Origin of the sequence: Pseudomonas sp. MRSN 12121 (assembly GCF_000931465.1) — a bacterium.
In the GTDB taxonomy this organism is placed as follows: Bacteria; Pseudomonadota; Gammaproteobacteria; order Pseudomonadales; family Pseudomonadaceae; genus Aquipseudomonas.
This window is the reverse complement of the sequence record NZ_CP010892.1, coordinates 1,990,019-2,010,787: the sequence shown is the minus strand read 5'-3', so window position 1 is coordinate 2,010,787 and position 20,769 is coordinate 1,990,019. Positions and strand designations below refer to the sequence as shown.

Here is a 20,769-nt window from a genome sequence, read left to right as displayed (position 1 = left end):
GCTCCCATTCGGGAGCCTTTTTTATGGCCTGCGTTCACTGCTTCTGTAGGAGCACAGCTTGCGTGCGATAAGGCCTTGACGATGTATCTGTCAGACCGCGTCATCGTTCATCGCGGGCAAGCCTCGCTCCTACAGGGCGCTGCCAGCCCATCAAGCGGCGCGCTCGTCTCCCGGATTGCGCTCGAAGTAGCGCTTGTACTCGCGGCTGAACTGCGAGGTGCTCTGGTAGCCCACCCGATGCGCCACCTGGGCCACGCCCAGCCCCTCCCCCAGCAGCAACTGCTGCGCCTTGAGCAAGCGCAGGCGCTTGAGGTACTGCACCGGCGACAGCAGCGTGCTGCGCTTGAAATGTTCGTGAAAGGTCGAGGCGCTCATGTTCGCGCAACGGGCCAGGGTCTCGACGTTCAGCGGCTCGGTGTAATGCTCGTGCAAATGGTTCAGCGCCCCGGAAATCCGTGCGAGGCGCCCATGCTGCTCCACCAGCGCACGCAGCACATCGGCCTGGGGACCGCGCAGGACGGTGAACATCAGCTCGCGCAGGCGCGCCTGGCCCATGACCTTGCACTCCAGCGGATCGTGCAGGCAGCGCAGCAGCCGCTCCACACAGCCACGCATGGTGTCGTCGAACACCACCGAGGTCATGGACTCCGGGGTCTGCGCCTGGAGATCGCGCCCCGGCGCCGTCCCCATCGCCAGCACCAGCTCGCCCAGCAACACCCGGTCGATAGCCACCGACACCCCATACAGCGGCGCATCGGGCATGGCGAAGGTCTCGCACTCGAATGGCACAGAGAGCGCCTGGATCAGGTAATGCCCGGCGCCGTACTCGAGGATCCGCGACCCCAGGTACGCCAGCTTGCTGCCCTGGACGATGATCATCAGGCTCGGCTCGTAGATCTGCGGGCCGCGGGCCACGTCGCAGCTGGCCCGCAGCACCTTGACCCCGGGCAGCGCCGTGGCGACGAAACCGTCACGGTTCGCAAGGGGCTGGATCAGGGACACCAGGGTAGCGTTGGCATCAAGATGGCGGGTCAACTGCATGGCGAAAACTTCACGGAAAAAGGGATGGAAACATCATCGCAGGTCTGGACGCCAGTGCCTCCATGCCAGGGGCCGAAGCCGGAGGAATAGGCATGACATGGCGAGGAATCGCCATGTTCGCTCCAGGGCGCGACCCCGAGAATGGCTCGCCTCACCTGTCAGTGCTTTTGCGAGGTCCATCATGTACACAGCCATCGGTTATGCCGCCCAGTCAGCCACCACGCCCCTCGCCCCCATGAGTTTCCAGCGCCGCAGCCCACGCCCGGACGACGTGGCCATCGAGATTCTCTACTGCGGCGTCTGCCACTCCGATATCCACCAGGCCCGCAACGAATGGGGCATCGCCGTGTACCCGCTGATGCCGGGCCACGAGATCGTCGGCAAGGTCACCGCCGTCGGCGCCAATGTCAGCAAGCACAAGGTCGGCGACCTGGTGGGCGTCGGCTGCATGGTCGACTCTTGCCGGCACTGCGAGGCCTGCGCCGCCAACCTGGAGCAATACTGCCTGGAGGGCCCGACCCTGACCTACGCCACCCCGGACCGAATCGACGGCAGCAACACCCTGGGCGGTTACTCCGACAGCATCGTAGTCAGCGAGCACTTCGTGGTGCGCATCCCCGAGAAACTCGACCTGGCCAGCGCCGCGCCGATTCTCTGCGCGGGCATCACCACCTACTCGCCGCTCAAGCACTACGGAGTGAAGGCCGGTGACAAGGTAGGCATCCTCGGCATGGGCGGCCTGGGCCACATGGGCATCAAGTTCGCCAAGGCCCTGGGCGCGCAGGTGACGCTGTTCACCCGCTCGGCGAGCAAGGCCGAGGAAGCTCGCCGCCAGGGCGCCGACCATGTGATCGTGTCCACCGACGCCGCACAGATGCAGGCGGCGGCCGGGCACTTCGATTTCCTGCTGGACACCATCCCAGTGCAGCACGACCTCAACCCTTACCTGGATACCCTGCGCTACGACGGCGTGCATATCCTGGTCGGCCTGATCGAGCCGATAGACCCGCCCGTGCACGCCGCCAAGCTGGTGCTGGGCCGTCGCGTGCTGGCCGGCTCGTTGATCGGTGGCATCGCCGAGACCCAGGAAGTGCTGGATTTCTGCGCCGAGCACAACATCAGCTGCGACATCGAAATGCTCGACATCCGCCAGATCAACGAGGCTTACGAGCGCATGATCGCCGGTGACGTGAAATACCGCTTCGTCATCGACATGGCCACCCTCAAGCCATAAACCGTGTTCTGCAGGAGCGAGGCTTGCCCGCAATGGCGACGGACCTGGAAAAATCCCATCGCGGATAAGCTCCGCTCCTACAGAAGCCTGACTCAGCCGCCGAGCTCGGCGGAAATGCCGGCGGCGGCCCGCTTGATCACCGGGACCAGCTCGGCCATCTTCTCCAGCGGCATGTAAGGCACGGTGCTGGCGATGCTGATGCCGGCGACGATCTTGCCACTGGCATCGCGCACTGGCGCCGCCACGCAACGAATCGACGGTTCGTTGTCCTCCAGGTCGAAGGCATAACCGCCTGCCACATATTCTTCCATGCGCTGGCGGAACTGTTCCCAGGTCGGTTCTTCGTGCTGTGGCCAGAGCACGTTCCGCCCTCCTACCGGCAGACTCGCTTCATACAGGCGCTGCCATTCCAGCAGCGCGTCGTCGAGCAACAGCGCCTTGCCGATCCCGGTACGCGCCAGCGGCATGCGATGACCAACCCGCGAACGCATTTCCGGGCCGTTGCGCCCCGGGTTCTTGTGCAGGTACAGCACATCGTCGTCGTCGCGGATCGCCAGGTGAACTGTGTCGCCGGTCAGGGCCGATAGTTCGTCGAGGAAGGGTGTGGCCAGGGTCGCCAGCGGCAACGCCTCGCGCGCCTGGAACCCCAGTTCGATCAGCTTCGGCCCCAGCAGATAGCCGACCTGCGGCACTACCCTCAGGTAGCGCTCGTCCACCAGGCAACTGGCCAGGCGATGGGTCGTGCTGCGCGTGGTGCCGATCAGCCGGGCGATTTCCTTGAGGTCGCGGGCACCGCCGGCCACGGCCTGCACCACCGCCAGTCCGCGGAGCAATGTCTGGGTGCCCGTGGGAGCGGCATCCCTGGCGTTTTTTGCGGCGTCTTCCTGCATATCCAGCCTTAAGGGTGTACGAAAAACGAAGGCCATTATGGCCGCTCGGCCGTGGGCCTGCATGCCCTCTTTCCGAGGCTGCCGCTCACACCGTGGAAAACTTGAACAAGGTGGTTTGCCGATACACCTGGCCCGGGTCGAGCCGGGCGCCGGCCCATCCCGGCAGATTCACAGCATTGGGCGGGCCGTGCGCTTCCAGGGCGAACCCGGCCCAGCGCGGATAACGCTTGCCGGCCTTGCCGCGGACGCTGCCGTCGAAGGCATTGGCGGTGTAGAACTGCACCCCCCGTTCGCTGGTGAACAGCTCCAGGCGACGCCCGCTGTGCGGATCGTGCAGGTCCGCCGCGGGGCGCGCGAGGTCGCCCTCGGCGTCGAGCAGCCAGTAATGGTTGAAGCCGCGTTGCTGCCAGCCGCCGAGGCGCAGCTGCGGATGCTCGGCATCCAGGCGCCGGCCGACAGGCGTCGGCTGGCGCAGGTCCAGCGGCGTACCCGCCACCGGCGCCGGTTCCCCCGTGGGAATCAGGTGCCGGTCCAGCGGCAGGTAATGCCCGGCCCGCAACCTCGCGACCTGGGCAAGGATATCGCCGTTGCCGGCGCCCGCCAGGTTGAAATAGGCATGCTGGGTCAGATTGAGCACGGTCGCCCGATCAGTCACCGCCTGATAGTCGAGGCACAGCCGGTCATGGTCGTCGAGGCGGTAAGTGACTTCGACCTGCACGTTGCCGGGAAAGCCCATGTCGCCCTCCGGCGACCGACAGCACAGCCGCACCCCGACATGGCCGGGCCCTGCGCAGGGGGTCGCCGTCCAGAGCTGCTTGTCCAGGCCCCCGAGACCGCCGTGCAAGGCATTCGGGCCATCGTTGAGCGGCACCTGGTAGCGCCGCCCGTCCAGCTCGAAGCGGCCGCCGGCCAGGCGATTGGCGTAGCGTCCGATCAGTGCGCCGAGGTACAGGCGGTGATGCCGCCGATAGTCCTGGAGCGTATCGAAGCCGAGCACCACATCGTCGAACGCGCCGTACCGGTCCGCGACCCTCAGTGCCTGCAGGATGCCGCCGTAGGCCAGCACCCGGGCCTGCATGCCGCGGGCATTGCTCAGCAGGTAAGCGTGCACCGGCGTGCCGTCGTCCAGGTGGCCGAAGAGCTGTTGCTCGCAACGCCCGCTCATGGCCGCCCCTTCAACGCTGCTTGAGCCGGTCGATGATGACCGCCACCAGCAGGATCGAGCCGCGGATCACGTACTGGTAGAAGGTGTCGATGTTCTTCAGGTTCATCGCGTTCTCGATGATTGCCAGGATCAACACCCCGGCAAGCACATGGCGGATCAGGCCGATGCCGCCGCTCAGGGACACACCGCCCAACACGCAGGCCGAGATTACCGTCAGCTCGAACCCCTGGCCGATCATCGGCTGGCCCGAGGTCATGCGCGACGCCAGGATCACCCCGGCCAGCGCGCCGATCACGCCGTGCACGGCAAAGATGACGATTTTGGTCCGGTCCACCTGGACCCCGGCCAGCAGGGCCGCTTCCTGGTTGCCGCCGATGGCCATGGTGTTGCGCCCATAGGTGGTGTAATTGAGCAGCCAGCCGAAGAACACGAAACACAGGAGGGTGATCAGGATCGGCACCGGCACGCCGAACAGCTGGCCGTTGCCGAATACGAAAAACCCTTCGTTCATCACCCCGACCGCCTTGCCGTTGGAGAAGATATACGCCAGCCCGCGCACGATCTGCATGGTCGCCAGGGTGGTGATCAAGGCGTTGATCCGCAGCTTGGCGATCACGATGCCGTTGATCAGGCCCACGCACAGGCCCATGGCCAGCGCGGCCGAAACGCCGAACAGCACGCTGTCGGTATCGCGGATGACGATCCCCGCCACCACGCCGGCGCAAGCGATGACCGAGCCCACCGACAGGTCGAAGTGCCCCGATGCCAGGCAGAACAGCATGGTGCACGCGGCGATCCCGGTGGTGGAAATCGCCAGGCCCAGCCCGCGCATGTTCAGCGCCGACAGGAAGTTGTCGATGAACAGCGCGCAGAGCACGAAGATGCCCAGGGCGGCCAGCAGCATCACCCAGTCATCGACGAACTTGCGCTGGTTGAACCCCAGCCAGAACGCATTGCTTTTCTTTACCTGCGACATACACACCTCGATCTTCAGTCCCGCGAACGCGGGAGGGCCAGTTGCAACAGGCGGGCTTCGTCGGCCTCGCTGCGAGTCAGTTCGCCGGTGATCGCGCCTTCGCTCATGACCAGGATGCGATCGGCGATTCCCATGACCTCCATCAGGTCGCTGGACACCACGATCACGGCGATGCCCTGTTCGGCCAGGCGGTGGATAATCTGGTAGATCTCGGCCTTGGCCCCGATATCGATGCCCCGGGTCGGCTCGTCGAGCAGCAGCACCTTCATCGGCATCGACAGCCAGCGGCCGAGAATGGCTTTCTGCTGGTTGCCGCCGGACAGATAGAGAATCGGCTGGTCGGCCGAAGGCGTGCGGATGTTCAGCGCGCTGATCTGCCGCTGGGCGTTGTCGCGTTCCCAGCCACCACGGATCAGCCAGCCGAACCCTGCATGGCCGCCGCGCGCGCTGATATTGATGTTCTCCGCGACGCTGGCGCGCGGCACGATGCCTTCTTTCTTGCGGTCCTCAGGGCACAGCAGCACCCCGGCGGCGATGGCGTCGCGAGGCGTCTTGAACACCACGCCCTGCCCGTGCAGCACCAGTTGCCCGGCCGTGCTGCGCGCCAGCCCCGCCAGCAGGCGCAACAGCTCGGTGCGCCCGGCGCCGACCAGGCCGAACAGGCCGAGCACCTCGCCCTGGTCCACACTGAAACTGGCCGGTTGCGTCACTCCCGGGCCCAGCAGCCCTTCCACCCTCAGCGCCTGGTCGCCATGCGGGCGCGGACGATAGTTGTAGATGTCCTCGATATCGCGCCCGACCATGCAGCTCACCAGGCGGTCGACGCTCAGTTGCCGCATGTCCTCGAAGGTGCAGACGAAGCGCCCGTCCTTGAACACCGTCACCGCATCGCAGATGCGGAACACCTCCTCCATGCGGTGCGAGACGTAGAGAATCACCCGCCCCTCGTCGCGCAACCGGGCGATGATCACCATCAACCGCTCGATCTCCCGCGCCGACAGGCTGCTGGTCGGCTCGTCGAAGGCGATCACATGGGCATCGCGCGACATGGCCTTGGCAATCTCCACCAATTGCCGTTGCCCCAGGGACAGGCTGCCCAGGCGGGCCGCCGGATCGATCTCGTCGGCCAGCCCCTTGAGCAACTCCCGCGCCCGACGCAGCATGGCGCCGCGATCGACCACGCCAAAGCGCGCCGGCATATGCCCCAGCAACAGGTTTTCCGCCACGCTCATTTCCGGCACCAGTTGCAGCTCCTGGTGGATCACCGCCACACCGTGGGCGATGCTGTCGGCCGCCGACCTGAAACCCAGGGCCTGCTCGCCGATCTGCAAATGGCCACTGTCGGGCTCATAGAAACCGCCGAGAATCTTCAGCAGCGTCGACTTGCCGGCGCCGTTCTCGCCCATTAGCGCATGCACGCTATGGGGCCGCGCCTCGAAACTGATCTGCGACAGGGCCCTGACCCCGGGGAATTCCTTGCCGATGCCGTTGAAGCGCAGGCTCCGGCTGACATTCATTGACTGCATCATGCGCACCTCCCGCGTCGCCTGCCCGAAAGCGCACGCGCTTGCGTCAGACCCAAGACCGCCACGCCGGGCTGCGGCGCCGCGCCACCCGCCTTCACTTCCACAGCCCGATCCGCGTCAGTTCCTGCTGGAAATTGGCCCGGGTAATCAGGGTCACGTTATCCAGGGCCGTGTACTTGGCCGGCTCCTTGCCCGTGGTGACCCACTCGAACATCTGCCGGGCGGTTTCGTAGCCGGAAGTGTCGGGGCTGAGCAGCATCGAACCGAAGAAACCGCTGTCGGCCTTTTTCAGTTCGCCGATGGCGTCGGTGCCGTTGATGCCCACCCCGATCACGTTGGCCGCCTTGAAGCCGGCACTTTCGGTGGCGCGCACGCCGCCCAGCACCGCGCTGTCGTTCATGCCGCCGATCAGCAGGTGGGTCGCCGTGCCCGGCAGCTTGACCAGCGCCGAATTGGTCGCGTCCATGCTCCCCGGCACGTCGAGAGTCTTCTGTGCGGTGAACAGGATGTGGTCCGCCGGCAGCCCTGCAGCCTTCAGCGAATCCACCGAACCATCGGTGCGCTTCTTGCCGGTATCCAGTTCGTCGAAGGTGTTGATCACCGCGTAGGTGGCGTTCAGGTCCCAGCCGCGCCTTTTCGCTTCCTCGACCATCGCCAGGCCTTGCTTCTGGCCGATCTTGAATGCCGCCAGGCCGACGTAGGGAACGTCTTCCATGGGCTGGCCGTGGGCGTCGACGAAACGGTCGTCCACCGCCAGCACCTTGAGCCCGTTGAGCCTGGCCTTGGCCATGATCGCCGGGCCCAGCGAGGTGTCCGGCGGGCAGATGACAAACCCCTTGGCGCCATTGGCGGCCAGCGTATCGATGGCGGCCAGGGTCTTCTCGCCGTCGGGCACGGCGATCTTGATCACCGTGAAGCCCTTGTCCTTGCCGGCCTTCTCGGCGAAGGCCCATTCGGTCTGGAACCAGGGTTCCTCGGCCTGCTTGACCAGGAAACCGATCTTCACTTCCTCGGCGCCGGCCAGGCTCGACAAGGCACTGGCGGCAAACAGCGCGGCGGCGCAACCCAGCGCGCGCAGGGTGAAACCAACGGACAGGCGATGCGCAGACATAAATAACCCTCTTGTTGTTTTTGGATCGTTATCTACCGAACAGCGTCCCGAAAGGTCGGGGTCAATCGTGGTAAAGCACCGAGCGCCCACCATCGATCATCAGGCAGGCGGCATTGATGAAAGGCGCTTCGTCGGTGGCCAGGAACAACGCGGTCATCGCCACCTCGACCGGCTGGCCGATGCGCCGCGGCGGGTGCAGGTCGAGCGCCCGCTGGCGCTCGGCCTGGGGGTCGGGGAAACCGTTCCAGTAGTCGACGTTGAGCTGGGTTTCGATGTAGCCCGGGGCGATGGCATTCACGCGAATGCCCTGTGGGGCGTATTCGATGCCCAGGGCGCGGGTCAGCCCGAGCAGGCCGTGCTTGGCCACCGGGTAGGGAAAGCAGCCGGGGATGATGTGGCTGGAATGGGTCGAGGCGATGTTGATGATGTTGCCCGTACCCTGTTCGATCATGTGCGGCAGCACCTCGCGGCAACCGAACCAGGCGCCGTCGAGGTCGATGGCGAAGCAGCGGCGCCAGTCTTCGTCGGTCATGGCCAGCGGATCGCGAAACACATTCACCCCGGCGCAGTTGACCAGCACATCGACCCGGCCGAAACGCGCGATGGCCAGGTCCACGACCGCGCGCCACTGCTCCCGGACGCTGACGTCCAGCGCCTGGGCATACACCTGGGCGCCGCGGTCGCGCCAGTGCGCCGCGACCTGCTCGACCTTCTCGCCCTGGATATCGGCGATCACCAGCCGCGCCTGCTGGGCCTGGAAGCAGGCGACGATCGCCTCGCCAATGCCCTGGGCGGCGCCGGTCACGATCACCACCTTGTCTTGCAGACGGTCGCCGTACTTCGGCGCCGGAACCTCGGGTAACGACAGTGCTTGAGCCATTGCAAAACTCCTGCTGGCAAGGCCGGACGGCCTTGGGTAAGTAAGACTTCAGCCGGCGAAACGCTGGCAGGGCAAGCCTGCCGTCTCGACCCTGGCCATCAGTAGCGCCCCGTCCAGGGCCGCACCACCCTGGGCGCTACGGGCGCTGGTGACATACAGGGTGCGCAGGTCCGGCCCGCCGAAGACGCAGCTGGTGGGATACCTGACCGGTAGCTCGATCACCCGGTCGAGGCGCCCGTCGGGGGCATAGCGAATCAGGCAATGGCCTTCCCAGCGCGCATTCCAGACGTAGCCCTGGCTGTCCATCGCCGAGCCGTCCGGCACGCCCCGCACACTGGGCTGGGCCCACGTCCGGCGCGGGCCGAGGCAGCCATCGGGCGCCACGGCATAGGCGTACAACTGACCGTCCAGGCTGTCCGCGCAATAGAGCTCATCGCCCGAGGCGTTCCACAGCAAGGTATTGACGATGCCCAGCCCCTCCAGCAGCGGCGTGACCCGGGCATCGGCATCCACCCGGAACAGGCCGCCCGAACGCCGGGTAAGCGGCAGGTCGCCGCCCTGCTCGTCGAGGTTGTTCTGCATGCTGCCCAGCCACAGCCGCCCGCGGGCGTCGCAGCGGGCCTCGTTGGGCCGGTTGCCGCAGACCCGGTCGGCCACGCAGAACAGGCTCAGGGCGGGCTGGCGCGCCGGCGAATCCAGGTCCAGGCGATACACGCCGCTGGGCAGGGTCACCAGGGCGTCGCCCCGCTCGCAGGGGATGAACGCCGATACGGCCTCGGGCAGGTGCCAGTAGCGATAGCGGCCCTGGCCCAGGCGACAGGCCAGACGCGCCGCAATGTCCACCCAGTACAAGGCCTGGGTCGCGCCGTCCCAGAACGGGCCTTCGGCCAGCCTGAAGCGCTCGGTGCTCACCGCTTGCCAGTGCATGGCGCCTGCTCCTGTGCTGAGAGTTCGATGCGTTCGACCTTGCCCACCAGCAGCACATAGGACAGCGCGCCCACCAGCGCCAGCACCGCGATGTAGGTAATGGCCGGGGCGAAAGAGTCGCCGCTCGCCAGGAAGCCGATGACGATCGGCGTGGCAATCGCCGACAGGTTGCCGATGAAGTTGAACACCCCGCCGGTCAGCCCCAGCAGCCGCGCCGGGGCCAGGGTCGAGACCAGCGACCAGGTGATCGAGGCCAGGCCGTTGCCGAAGAACGCCAGCGCCAGGAAGGCGATCACCAGCGGCGTCGACTCGACGAAATTGGCCCCGATGATCGCGGTGGAAATCAGCAGCCCGCCAATGATCGGCAGCTTGCGGGCAAAGCCCACCGAGGCGCCGCGGCGGATCAGCCAGTCGGAGAAGAACCCGGAACACAGTACGCCGACGAATGCCGCGAGAAACGGCAACGACGCCAGCAGGCCGGACTTGATGAAATCCATGCCGCGGTACTTCACCAGGTAAGTGGGGAACCAGGTGAGGAAGAACCACAGGGTCGAGTTGAGGCAGAACTGCCCCAAGTAAATGCCCCACAGCTTGCGCTTGCTCAGGACGATGCCCAGGTCGCTCCAACTGAAACGCGCCTTGCTCCTGGCGCTCTCGCGCTGGATGTCCACCAGGCCGCCGCCCTCGCGTATCAGCTCGATTTCCGCCTGGTTGGCCCCCTTGAAATCCCGCGGCTCGCGATACACCGCATACCAGATCGCGGCCCACAGGATCCCCACCGCGCCGGTGGCGACGAACACCATGTGCCAGCCAAAGGCATGCTGCAGCCAGGCCAGCACCGGGGTGAGAAAGGCCAGCCCGACGAATTGCCCGGAGGTATAGAAACCGATAGCCGTGGCGCGCTCGCATTCGGGAAACCAGGTGGTCACCACCCGGCTGTTGATCGGATACGCCGGCGCCTCCAGCGCACCCACCGCCATGCGCAGGACGAACAGGGCGATAAAGCTGGCGGCGAAACCGAGCCACACCGTCGCCAGCGACCACAACAACAGCGCCACCGTGTAGAGAATCCGCGGCGGCACCCGGTCCACCAGCCAGCCGCCGGGAATCTGCATGGCCGCGTAGGTCCAGCCGAAGGCGGAAAAAATCAGCCCGACATGAATCGGGTCGATCCCCAGGTCACTGGTCAGCGCCGGCGCCGCAATCGACAGGTTGCTGCGGTCCAGGTAGTTGATCACCACCGTGATGAACAGCAGCACCATGATGAAAAAGCGCTTGCGGCTGGGCGTGGCCAGCGACGCCTGCCCGGTGAAGGTTTGCGATTGCATGGGGTGCCTCTTCTTATGGTTATTGAGGGCTATGCATTTCTGTACATGGGCGAGGACGTGCCGAGTCAACTCACCATTCGGCGAAACTGCCGTCGGCGTGGCGCCACACCGGATTGCGCCAGCGATGGCCGATGGCCGCGCGCTCGATCACGTATTCCTCGTTGATCTCGATGCCCAGGCCCGGGCCGTCGGGGATCTTCACCATGCCTTGCTGGTAGTCGAAGACTTGCGGCTGCTTGAGGTAATCCAGCAGGTCGTTGCTTTCGTTGTAATGGATGCCCAGGCTCTGCTCCTGGATGAAGGCGTTGTAGCAGGCCGCGTCCAGTTGCAGGCAGGCGGCCAGGGCGATCGGCCCCAGCGGGCAATGCAGGGCCAGCGCCACGTCGTAGGCTTCGGCCATGTTGGCGATCTTGCGGGTCTCGGTGATGCCGCCGGCATGGGAGGCATCCGGCTGGATGATGTCGACGTAACCCTCGCTGAGCACACGCTTGAAATCCCAGCGCGAGAACAAGCGCTCGCCCAGGGCGATCGGGGTACTGGTCAGCGGCGCCAGTTCCTTCAAGGCCTCGTAGTTTTCGCTGAGCACCGGTTCTTCGATGAACATCAGCTTGTAGGGATCGAGTTCCTTCATCAGCACCTTGGCCATGGGCTTGTGCACCCGGCCATGGAAGTCGACGCCGATGCCGACGTTGGGGCCGACCGCGTCCCGCACCGCGGCGACGTTGGCCAGGGCCAGGTCGACCTTGTCGAAGGTGTCGAGGAACTGCAGCTCCTCGGTGCCGTTCATTTTCACCGCGGTGAAGCCCCGCGCCACCGCCTCCCTGGCTGCCTGCGCGGTGTCGGCCGGCCGGTCGCCGCCGATCCACGAATAGACGCGGATCTTGTCCCGCACCTGGCCGCCCAGCAGGTCGCTGACCGACACTCCCAGGGCCTTGCCCTTGATGTCCCACAGCGCCTGGTCGATACCGGCCAGGGCGCTCATGTGGATCGCCCCGCCGCGGTAGAAACCGCCACGGTAGAGCACGGTCCAGATGTCCTCGATATTGCGCGGGTCCTTGCCGACCAGATAGTCGGCCAGCTCGTCCACGGCGGCGGCCACGGTATGCGCCCGCCCCTCTACCACCGGCTCGCCCCAGCCGGTGACGCCCGCGTCGGTCTCGACCTTGAGAAAGCACCAGCGTGGCGGAACGATGAAGGTGGTCAGTCGGGTGATTTTCATCTTGTTATCTCTCTTGTCGGATGCAGCGCTCCAGGGCGCCGGAAAGTCTCAGGCCAGCGCACGCCAGGCCGCGACATAGGCCGCGGCGCGGCTCGCCACGTCGGCGGCGCACATGCCCGGCCTGAACAACCCGGAGCCCAGGCCGAAGCCCTTCACCCCGGCGTCGAAGTACATTTGCATGTTGTCCGGGGCGATCCCGCCCACCGGCAGCAACACCGTGCCGGCCGGCAATACCGCGAGCCAGGCCTTCACCACCGCCGGGCCCATCTGCTCGGCCGGGAACAGCTTCAGTACGTCGGCGCCCTCGGCCAGCGCGGCAAAGGCCTCGGTCGGCGTGGCCACGCCAGGGGACAGGTACAGGCCGGCGGCCTTGACCGCGCGCAAGACCCTGGGGTCGCTGTGGGGCATGACGATCACCTGGCCACCCGCGGCCTTGACCTGCCCGACCTGCTCGGCAGTCAGCACCGTGCCGGCGCCGATCAGGCAATCGGCGGGCAAGGCCTCGCGCAGGATGCGGATGCTGTCAAAGGGCTGGGGCGAGTTGAGCGGCACTTCGATGACCCGCAACCCGGCCTGATAGAGCACGTCGCCGATAGCTGCCGCCTCCTGCGGCCGCAGCCCCCGGAGAATGGCGATCAGGCCGTTGTGTGCCAGTGCTTGCTTGAGCATGTCGGACCTCTTTTCAAGGGTGGACGCAAGGGACGCGCGCCAGCAGCCCGGCCACTTCGGCCAGGTGCCACAAACCGCGTTCGGTGGCCTGCTCGGCCAGGATCGCCCGGGGGAAACCGCAGGCGGACAGCGCCCGGCTGTAGCGGGCGCAGAGTTGCGCATGGCCGATCAGCACGATCGACGGCAGCGGCCCGGCGCCACGCTGGCGGCGCAGCACGCCGGCCAGGGCCGAGAGTTCGTGGCCGATCAACAATCCGGAGAGGTAGTCCGGTTGTGCGCTGGCGCTCAGCGCGCCGGTCAGGCCCAGGCTGCGGGCGCTGAACAGGGTCGACAACGGCCCGATCGCGCCGTCGGCGGACGAGGCCACCTGCACGCCCCGGTCGAAGGCTTCGGCGTCGAACCTTTCGCCCCGCACCTGGGTCCGGCCGAGAATGCTGTGTTCGCTGAGCACGGCGAACAGTTCGCCGGTCATGAAGGTGTCGAAATGCGCGATGCAGCCGTCGGCCACCTGGACCCATTTGGAATGGCTGCCCGGCAGGCCGATCAACACGTCGTCCCCTGCCTCGGCCGCCAGTTGCGGCAGCGCCCCCAGCACCTGGGTTTCCTCGCCACGCATGACGTTCGGCAAGCGCGAGTGCTGAATCACCCCCGGCACGATATGCACATCCACCCCGCGTTGGCTGCGCAGGGTCACCAGGGCCTGGCCGAGCTGGGCGACATTCGCCGGAGTGGCGCAATAGCTCGCCTCGCGCCAGCCCTGGGCACTGCCGACCATGCCGCAGGCAATCACCGGCAGATCGGGCTGGGCATCGAGCCAGTCGCCACAGGCCGCATCGAAGGCCAGCTCGAAACCGTCGCTGCACATCCGCCCCGCCACCACTCGCGCGCCCTGGGGCAACTGCATGATCCCCGAGGTCAGCGAGCGCTGTTCCAGCACTTGCCCGCCGGCGGCGAGTTTGTAAGCACGAAGGGAGGTCGTTCCCCAGTCGAGCGCGATCAATTGCGCCTGCATCGCTTCACCTGTGAGTTGTTGTTGGCAGTGAGTGCGTAAGAGCTGATGGCGGCGACTATAAACCCGGTGCAATAAAAATCTCAATATATAAATTAAAGTCCCATATTATGGGATTTTATCGATTTCGTGACCGCTTCCGAGCGCTCTTTGAGGCTGCGATAAGGTCCGCGGGACCTTCAGCGACCTCACGCATCTGCGCCCCCTACGGGGGCGATCGCAGCCTCGCCGAGGGCTCGGCAGCGGCTACGTTCGGGGGGGGGTGAGCCGGGAGAGGGACGCGGTAGTGCCGGAGGGGATGCAGAAAGGGGAAGACGGGCGGCCGGCCGTTACCGTAGCAACGGCCAAGCAGGGGATTCAGAAAGGAGGGGATGACCAGCCGCGGTCAACGCGGGCAAGCGAAGGTCGAGCGGTGTTCCTGAAGGTAGGGGAAAAACGGCTCAGCCGTGGGCAAAAGCCCGCAACACATCCCCATCCATCCGGTACTTCACCCATTCTTCCTGGGGCTGCGCGCCCAGCGATTTGTAGAACTGGATCGCCGGCTCGTTCCACTCCAGCACGCTCCACTCGAAACGTCCGCAGCCGTTGTCGCAGGCGATCCGCGCCAGATGGCGCAGCAACTGCTTGCCGGCGCCGCCGCCGCGCTGCTCGGGGGTGATGTAGAGGTCCTCCAGGTACAGGCAGTTGCTGCCCAGCCAGGTGGAATAACTGAAGAAAAACACCGCGAAGCCGATCGGCACGCCGTCGCGCAGGCAGATCAGGCCGTGCGCCGTGGCGCCCTCGCTGAACAGGCTGCGCTCGATGTCGGCGACACTGGCGATGACTTCATGGCGGGCGCGCTCGTAATCGGCCAGCTCGGTGATGAAGGCCAGGATTTGCTGGGCATCGCTGGGCACGGCGGGACGGATATCGACGGACATCGGGGGATCTCGGTTGGAAGGCAGGCGGCCATAGTAGATCGACTGGGCAAGGACATGCACGGGCATTTCAGGCTGAAGCGGCCGAGTGTCGCGGCGGGTGTCGTGCATGTCGGGATCGACCGCCGGGCGTTTGTTCAATCCGGCCTTATCGCCGCCTCCGGCTGCGGCTACAGTAGCGCCTGCCCACAGCTTCATGAGCTCTTCCAGATGACCGCCCACGCTTTCGCCCCGCTGCCCGAACTTGCCGCCACCCTGCTGGACCACGCGCTGGAGCTCGACGATGGCGCCCACGACCTGTCGCACCTGCAGCGGGTGTGGGCCAACGTGCGGCGGATCGCCGAGGTGGACGGTGGCGACCTGCAGGTCTTGCTGGCCGCTACCCTGCTGCACGATTGCGTCGCCGTGGAAAAGGACTCGCCCCTGCGCGCCCAGGCTTCGCGCATGGCCGCGGAACAGGCCGCCCTGCTGCTCGCCGGGATGGGCTGGGCGCCGGCGCAGATCGCCGCGGTGGCCCATGCCATCGAGGCGCACAGTTTTTCCGCCGCCATTGCCCCGGTCACCCTCGAGGCGAAGATCCTCCAGGACGCCGATCGCCTCGACTCCCTGGGCGCGATCGGCGTGGCCCGCACCTTCTATGTCGGCGGCAGGCTGAACCACGCGCTCTACGACGCCCGGGACCCGCACGCCCGGCAGCGCGAGCATGACGACTCGCGCTTCACCCTCGACCACTTCCACACCAAGCTGCTGCACCTGGCCCAGGGCTTCCAGACCGTGACCGGCGCGCGCCTGGCGCAAGTACGCCACGAGCGCCTGCGGCGCTTCATGGACGAGTTCATCGATGAGATCGGCGGCTGACTCACTCCGCTGCGCGCTAATCCTGAAGCCAGCAAGATCACAACTAACGCGACAGCCGCCCGTGGTAGAACGGCGCCTCATGAATCCAGCAAGAGATGAGGCCTGCACATGCCCAGCGGTATTCCATCCCCCCAGGTCCCCATCCGGCTGTTCGGGCTGTTCTGCCTGGCCAGCTACCTGTTGTCGCTGTCCTACGGCTCGACCTTCCTGCTCGCGCTGCTGATCGGCTCCCGCGGCGGCAACGAACAGGACGCCGGCAGCGTGATTTCGGTGGCGATGCTCAGCACCTTTGTCGCGGTGATCTTCTCCGGACACCTGTCCGACCTGCTGGGCGCCGCGCGTTCGATCGCCCTGTTCGGCTGCCTGCTGGTGGTGGCCAGCCTGGGGTTTGCCCTGACCCCGGGCTTCGGCGACACGCTGCTGTTCTTCGGCCTGACCCTGGGCCTGGGCTGGGGCGTGTTCTATACCCTGGGGCCGATCATCGTCGCCATGCTGGTGGCGCCCGCCCAGCGCGCGCGGTTCTTCGCCCTGTTGTCGGGCAGCATGATGAGCGGCATCGGCTGCGGCCCGTTGCTCGGGCGCCTGGCCAGCGCCCTGGGTTACCCGCTCACCGCGGCCTTCATGCTCGCCGCGGTCGCCAGCCTGATCGGCGTGCTGATCTTCTGGCGCCTGGGCTGCGCGCTGAACAGGCACCCCAACCATCTGGGGAGCGGCGCGGCGAGAATCAGCTGGGCCAGCAGTGCCCGGGTGCTCTCCTCGAAGGCGTCGTTCGCAATCCTCATGGTCGGCCTTGGCGGTTGCGTCTTCGGCGGCCTGTCGAGTTTCCAGACCAGCTACGCGGCGTCGCGCTCACTGGATTATTCGCTGTTCTTTCTCGGCTTCATGGTGGCGGCCATCGGCAGTCGCCTGCTGGTCGCCGGCTTCGTGGTCAAGCGCGACGCCTACCGCGCGGCGTGCCTGCTCTCGGGGTTGATGCTGCTGTCGGTGCTGATGTTCCAGTTGATGGTCGACGACGCGCCGAGCTATCTGCTGGCGGCTTTGGTACTGGGCATCGGCTACGGCCTGACCTACTCGGTGATCAACGGCCTGGCGGCCAACGAAGCACCGCCCGACGACACGTCGCAAGCCCTGCTGCTGTTCAGCCTGGCCTACTTCATCGGGGTCTTCGGCTTTCCGTGGCTGGCCGGCAAGATCATCGTCGAACAAGGCCTGCCGGCGCTGTTGCTGACGGTCCTGGTGGTGGCGACGCTGAACTGGCTGATCAGCGTCGGGCGCCTGGCCTGGCGCGGGCTGCAAGCCAACCGGCTGGTGCAGGAGGCCCGAACCGTTCGTCGTTCATCAGGCACCAATCAAAATCGGCGGCGGACCAACGTCAGGTAGCGACTCTATAAACCAATGGAGGCGACATCATGATCCAGTCCAAGCTGACGATCCTCGTCCTCGCCGGGCTGCTGTCCTCGACAGCCTTCGCCGGCTCCACCGGCCCCACGGACCCGGTGGAGCGGCCCAAGTCCCCGGCCACCCAAGGTTCGCCGAACATCAATATCAATCCGCCGCAGGTCGATGAAGGCGCCCTGCCCCCTGCCACGGGCACCGATCCCCGCACCCAGGGCAACGACACTGGCCGCCAGGGCGGCGCCGGCACGCGGGACACCGAGCCGCCGGACAACCAGCCGAAAACCACCACCGGCGGCTCCGGCTCCGAAGGCCACGGCAACGAACAATGACCCAGGCCCCTCTCACCCCATCCAGAGGTCAGCATGAACGTCGACAAAGAGCTGGAAAAAGAAGTCCTCACCCGCTTGCTGCACGCCCATCCCAACGGCCTGGGCAAGGAAGTGCTGGATAACTACCGAGGCGAGAAAGTAGTGGCGCTTACCCTGGCCGCGCTGCAGGAGCGCGGCCTGATCAAGGACGGCCATGTGACCCTCGACCACGCGGGCGAACCCGCGCTGAACCTGCCGATCAAACTCACCGTTTCCGGGGTCGAGGCGGCTCGCAAGCTGGACGTCTAGCCAGCCGCCGATGCCCACCCCATGACGCGGGCATCGGCAACCCGGCCCATTCGTCGAGTGCCGGGCACTTATCGCCCACCACCCGCCCCCAATCCTAGGTACCCATCGCCAAAGGAGAGCCCTCATGCCTCGCGGAAGCAAAGCCAAATACACCGCCGAACAGAAGCGCAAGGCCGCGCATATCGAAGCCGGCTACGAAGACAAGGGCGTGCCCAAGGACGAAGCCGAAGCACGGGCCTGGGCCACGGTGAACAAACAGTCCGGCGGCGGGGAAAAGGCCGGCGGCTCCGGGCAACGCACCCCCGCCGCGGAAAAGCGCGCGGCGCGCCATTCCTCGGCCGAACGCGCGGCCGCCAGCCGCAAAGGCCATGCCCGCAACAGCAAGGCCTCGCTCGGCACCCAGACCAAGGACAGCCTGTTGAAGGAAGCCCGGGTGAAAAACATTCGTGGCCGCTCGACCATGAGCAAGCAGGAACTGATCGACGCGCTGCGCAAGGCAGGTTGAGCCCGGATCGCGGACCGGGGCTGATCGCGTCCTCAGGCGTCGATCAGCGCATCCACCTCCGCCGTGCCCGGCGCGGTGGCCGGGCCCCAGCGGGTCACCGCCAAGGCCGCCGCGGCATTGGCCCGACGCGCCGCGTGCAGAGGTTCCAGCCCTTGGGCCAGCGCGGCGACGAAGACCCCGGCATGGGCGTCGCCGGCGCCGTTGCTGTCCACCGCCCGGACCTTGAATCCCGGCACATGAGTATCCAGGCCATGCTGGCTGACCCAGCAACCCTGGGGGCCATCGCGCACCACCAGCAGGGCCTGCGGCGACAACATCGCCTGCAGCCGGCGCAAGGCCTCGGCGATGCTTGTGGTCGCGGTGAAGCGCAAGGCTTCGACACTGTTGCTGGTCCAGGTATCGACGCGCGGCAGCAGCACGCGCATGGCCGCGGAATCCGGCGAGTCCACCAGCGGGCCCGGGTCGAACACCACCCGGACCGCCCGTGGCAGGGCCAGCAACCAGTCCAGTAGCGCCTGGGCCTTGCCTGGGTGCAGCAGGCTGTAGCCGCTGACATAGACGTAGTCGTCGTCACGCACCGCCAAGCCCGCCAGGTCCTCCAGGGAAAGATGCCCCTCGGCGCCGATGTAGGAAATGAAACTGCGCTCGGCGCTGGCCTCGGTCAGCGCCACGCACAGGCCGGTGTCCTCGGCAGGGCTGGCGGCAAGAGCGATCTCGATGCCTTCAGCGCGCATCGCCTCGCGAGCCAGTTCGCCGAAGCGCCCCTTGCCGTGCCGCCCCAGGTACAGCACGGGCAAACCATTACGCCGGGCCGCGGCCATCACGTTGAAACCGCCGCCGGCCTCGAAGCTGGCGGACTGCGCCAGCACATCGCCGCCGGAGCTGGGCAGGCGGTCCACGGCCATGACCAGATCGATCATGACCTGGCCGGTGTGCAGCATTCTAGGCATGGGCATTCTCGATAAATCCGCGGCGCCGGTCCCGGGCCCCGCCCAGTGCCGCATACACCCCGCCGGCCACCAGGAAGGTGACGATCCAGCCCAGGCCGTTATGACCCAGCCAGGAATCGGCCAGCGGCCCGGCGAACCAGACGTTGTCGGCCGTGGTGCCGATGGTGGTGAACCCCAGCCCCAGCACTATGGCCAGCGCCCAGGCGCCGAAGGCGCGCCATTCGACGCCACCGCGATACCAGTAGGCGCTGGTCGGGCTGACATCCAGCAGGTCCTTGGGGCTGTAGTAGTGACGATGGATCAGGTCGACCACGAAAATCCCGACCCAGGCGGTGATAGGCACCGCCAACAGCGAAATGAAGGTAATGAACGGCCCGTAGAAACTCTCGGCGATCAACATGAAGTAGAGGGAGCCGGCGAAGATCGCCACGATGTCCACCACCACCGCGTACACCCGCTTGACCTTGAGCCCAAGGGTCAGGGTGGTGAGGCCGGCGGAGTACACCGACAGGTTGTTCGACAGCAGCAGGCCGCCGAACGCGGTGATCAGGTACGGCACCGCCATCCAGGTCGGCAGCATGTCGCGGATCGCCACGATCGGGTCGGTGGCCGAGGCCAGGTCGTCGTTGCCTACCGACAGCAGGCCACCCAGGGTAATCAGCAGCACCAGCGGAATGCCCGCGCCGAAGGCCGCCGAGGCCACCAGCCGCGCCGCCTTGACGCTGCGGTGCTGATAGCGCGACATGTCGGCGCCGGCGTTGGCCCAGCCGATCCCGGTGCCCGCGGCCATGGTGCCGACGCCGATGATCATCGCGCTCAGCGGCGCCGGGGTCGCCCCGAACACCGCGCTCCAGTCGATGGTGGCGCAGAGAAAGCCGCCCACCAGCAGGTTCAGTGCGCCGAACACATAGGTCGCCCATTTCTGGATCACCAGCAGGGTGGCGTGGCCGAGGCCGGAGACGGCCAGGGTCAGCAGCACGAAGAGGCCGATGAACAGCAGGGTCAGCAGCGGCGCGCTCTTGGCCGCCACCGGCGAGCCGAACAGAATCGAGCACAGGGATAGCAGGACGAAGGCCGCAGTGGTGGTGTTGACGGTTTCCCAGCCCAGGCGCGACATCAGCGACACCAGGGTCGGGCCGATATTGCCGCGAACCCCGAAGATCGCCCGCGACAGCGTCAGGCTCGGCGCCCGCCCGCGCCGCCCGGCGATGGAGATGATGCCCACCACCGCGAACGAACCGGCGGCGCCGAGGATCGCGACCACGACCGCCTGCCAGATCGACAGGCCGCGAAAGGCCACCAGCGTCGCCCCCAACGGCAAGCCGAGAATACTGATATTGGCGGCGAACCAGACCCAGAACAGTTGCAGCGGATGACCGTTGCACTCGCTCTCCGGCACCGGCTCGATGCCCCGGGTTTCCAGTTGCCCGGCGCTTGGCCCGGCCTTCGATGCACTCATGAAGAAACTCCTGCTGCCTTTATTTGTGATTGTCGGCAATTTCGGAAGGCGACCGGCCATCCCGGCATTCCGTGCCGTATTCCTGCTATC

21 protein-coding genes are annotated in these 20,769 nt (G+C 66.4%); 6 read left to right on the top strand and 15 right to left on the bottom strand.

All coding sequences use genetic code 11. The features are described from left to right. Positions 1-150: 150 nt before the first annotated feature. Positions 151-1,041 (bottom strand): AraC family transcriptional regulator, encoded by an 891-nt coding sequence (locus TO66_RS09150; protein WP_044462032.1) that lies wholly within the window; start codon positions 1,039-1,041, stop codon positions 151-153. 181 nt (positions 1,042-1,222) lie between these two features. Here TO66_RS09150 and TO66_RS09145 point away from each other — a divergent pair, with 181 nt between their 5' ends. Beyond that, positions 1,223-2,275: an NAD(P)-dependent alcohol dehydrogenase gene (locus TO66_RS09145; RefSeq protein ID WP_044462031.1), complete on the top strand. Its 1,053-nt coding sequence runs from the start codon at positions 1,223-1,225 to the stop codon at positions 2,273-2,275. Between the two features lie 92 nt (positions 2,276-2,367). Here the strand turns inward: TO66_RS09145 and TO66_RS09140 are convergent, their stop codons facing one another. The 12 genes from TO66_RS09140 to TO66_RS09085 form a co-directional block, all read right to left on the bottom strand. Continuing rightward, positions 2,368-3,165, bottom strand: a complete 798-nt coding sequence (locus TO66_RS09140) for an IclR family transcriptional regulator (protein ID WP_044462030.1) — start codon at positions 3,163-3,165, stop codon at positions 2,368-2,370. Positions 3,166-3,250: 85 nt separating this feature from the next. Beyond that, complete coding sequence (locus TO66_RS09135) at positions 3,251-4,330, bottom strand: aldose epimerase family protein (protein WP_044462029.1); 1,080 nt, start codon at positions 4,328-4,330, stop codon at positions 3,251-3,253. Positions 4,331-4,340: 10 nt separating this feature from the next. Beyond that, positions 4,341-5,306, bottom strand: coding sequence for an L-arabinose ABC transporter permease AraH (gene araH / locus TO66_RS09130; RefSeq protein ID WP_044462028.1), 966 nt, complete (start codon positions 5,304-5,306; stop codon positions 4,341-4,343). Positions 5,307-5,320: 14 nt separating this feature from the next. Beyond that, positions 5,321-6,835 carry an L-arabinose ABC transporter ATP-binding protein AraG gene (gene araG, locus TO66_RS09125; RefSeq protein ID WP_177330393.1) on the bottom strand — a complete coding sequence of 505 codons (1,515 nt, stop codon included), beginning with the start codon at positions 6,833-6,835 and terminating at the stop codon, positions 5,321-5,323. A gap of 91 nt (positions 6,836-6,926) precedes the next feature. Continuing rightward, positions 6,927-7,943: a substrate-binding domain-containing protein gene (locus TO66_RS09120; protein WP_044462026.1), complete on the bottom strand. Its 1,017-nt coding sequence runs from the start codon at positions 7,941-7,943 to the stop codon at positions 6,927-6,929. Positions 7,944-8,004: 61 nt separating this feature from the next. After that, positions 8,005-8,823: an SDR family oxidoreductase gene (locus TO66_RS09115; RefSeq protein ID WP_044462025.1), complete on the bottom strand. Its 819-nt coding sequence runs from the start codon at positions 8,821-8,823 to the stop codon at positions 8,005-8,007. Between the two features lie 48 nt (positions 8,824-8,871). Continuing rightward, positions 8,872-9,750 carry an SMP-30/gluconolactonase/LRE family protein gene (locus TO66_RS09110; protein ID WP_044462024.1) on the bottom strand — a complete coding sequence of 293 codons (879 nt, stop codon included), beginning with the start codon at positions 9,748-9,750 and terminating at the stop codon, positions 8,872-8,874. Next, positions 9,732-11,078 (bottom strand): MFS transporter, encoded by a 1,347-nt coding sequence (locus TO66_RS09105; RefSeq protein ID WP_044462023.1) that lies wholly within the window; start codon positions 11,076-11,078, stop codon positions 9,732-9,734. Before TO66_RS09105 ends, TO66_RS09110 begins: the two co-directional genes overlap by 19 nt. Before the next feature lie 70 nt (positions 11,079-11,148). Beyond that, positions 11,149-12,297 carry a galactonate dehydratase gene (gene dgoD / locus TO66_RS09100; protein ID WP_044462022.1) on the bottom strand — a complete coding sequence of 383 codons (1,149 nt, stop codon included), beginning with the start codon at positions 12,295-12,297 and terminating at the stop codon, positions 11,149-11,151. 48 nt (positions 12,298-12,345) lie between these two features. Next, positions 12,346-12,966 carry a 2-dehydro-3-deoxy-6-phosphogalactonate aldolase gene (locus tag TO66_RS09095; RefSeq protein WP_044462021.1) on the bottom strand — a complete coding sequence of 207 codons (621 nt, stop codon included), beginning with the start codon at positions 12,964-12,966 and terminating at the stop codon, positions 12,346-12,348. 13 nt (positions 12,967-12,979) lie between these two features. Next, entirely contained in the window at positions 12,980-13,978 is a 999-nt protein-coding gene (locus TO66_RS09090; protein ID WP_044462020.1) for a 2-dehydro-3-deoxygalactonokinase, read from the bottom strand. A 437-nt stretch (positions 13,979-14,415) separates the two neighbouring features. Continuing rightward, entirely contained in the window at positions 14,416-14,895 is a 480-nt protein-coding gene (locus TO66_RS09085; RefSeq protein ID WP_044465980.1) for a GNAT family N-acetyltransferase, read from the bottom strand. A 207-nt stretch (positions 14,896-15,102) separates the two neighbouring features. Between TO66_RS09085 and TO66_RS09080 the strand changes: the two genes are divergently transcribed. From TO66_RS09080 to TO66_RS09060, 5 genes are all read left to right on the top strand, one after another. Further along, positions 15,103-15,750, top strand: coding sequence for an HD domain-containing protein (locus tag TO66_RS09080; RefSeq protein WP_044462019.1), 648 nt, complete (start codon positions 15,103-15,105; stop codon positions 15,748-15,750). A 108-nt stretch (positions 15,751-15,858) separates the two neighbouring features. Beyond that, positions 15,859-17,130, top strand: a complete 1,272-nt coding sequence (locus tag TO66_RS09075) for an MFS transporter (RefSeq protein WP_044462018.1) — start codon at positions 15,859-15,861, stop codon at positions 17,128-17,130. A gap of 29 nt (positions 17,131-17,159) precedes the next feature. After that, a complete protein-coding gene (locus tag TO66_RS09070; RefSeq protein WP_044462017.1) occupies positions 17,160-17,477 on the top strand; it encodes a hypothetical protein in 318 nt (105 codons plus the stop codon). A gap of 33 nt (positions 17,478-17,510) precedes the next feature. Next, positions 17,511-17,765, top strand: a complete 255-nt coding sequence (locus TO66_RS09065; RefSeq protein WP_044462016.1) for a hypothetical protein — start codon at positions 17,511-17,513, stop codon at positions 17,763-17,765. Between the two features lie 124 nt (positions 17,766-17,889). Further along, complete coding sequence (locus TO66_RS09060; RefSeq protein ID WP_044462015.1) at positions 17,890-18,270, top strand: hypothetical protein; 381 nt, start codon at positions 17,890-17,892, stop codon at positions 18,268-18,270. 32 nt (positions 18,271-18,302) lie between these two features. Here the strand turns inward: TO66_RS09060 and TO66_RS09055 are convergent, their stop codons facing one another. Both TO66_RS09055 and TO66_RS09050 read right to left on the bottom strand, forming a co-directional pair. Then, positions 18,303-19,220, bottom strand: a complete 918-nt coding sequence (locus TO66_RS09055) for a PfkB family carbohydrate kinase (protein WP_044462014.1) — start codon at positions 19,218-19,220, stop codon at positions 18,303-18,305. Further along, the gene (locus tag TO66_RS09050) at positions 19,213-20,679 is read right to left on the bottom strand and encodes a cytosine permease (protein ID WP_044462013.1); all 1,467 of its coding nucleotides are present in this window, start codon (positions 20,677-20,679) and stop codon (positions 19,213-19,215) included. Before TO66_RS09050 ends, TO66_RS09055 begins: the two co-directional genes overlap by 8 nt. Positions 20,680-20,769: the final 90 nt, after the last annotated feature.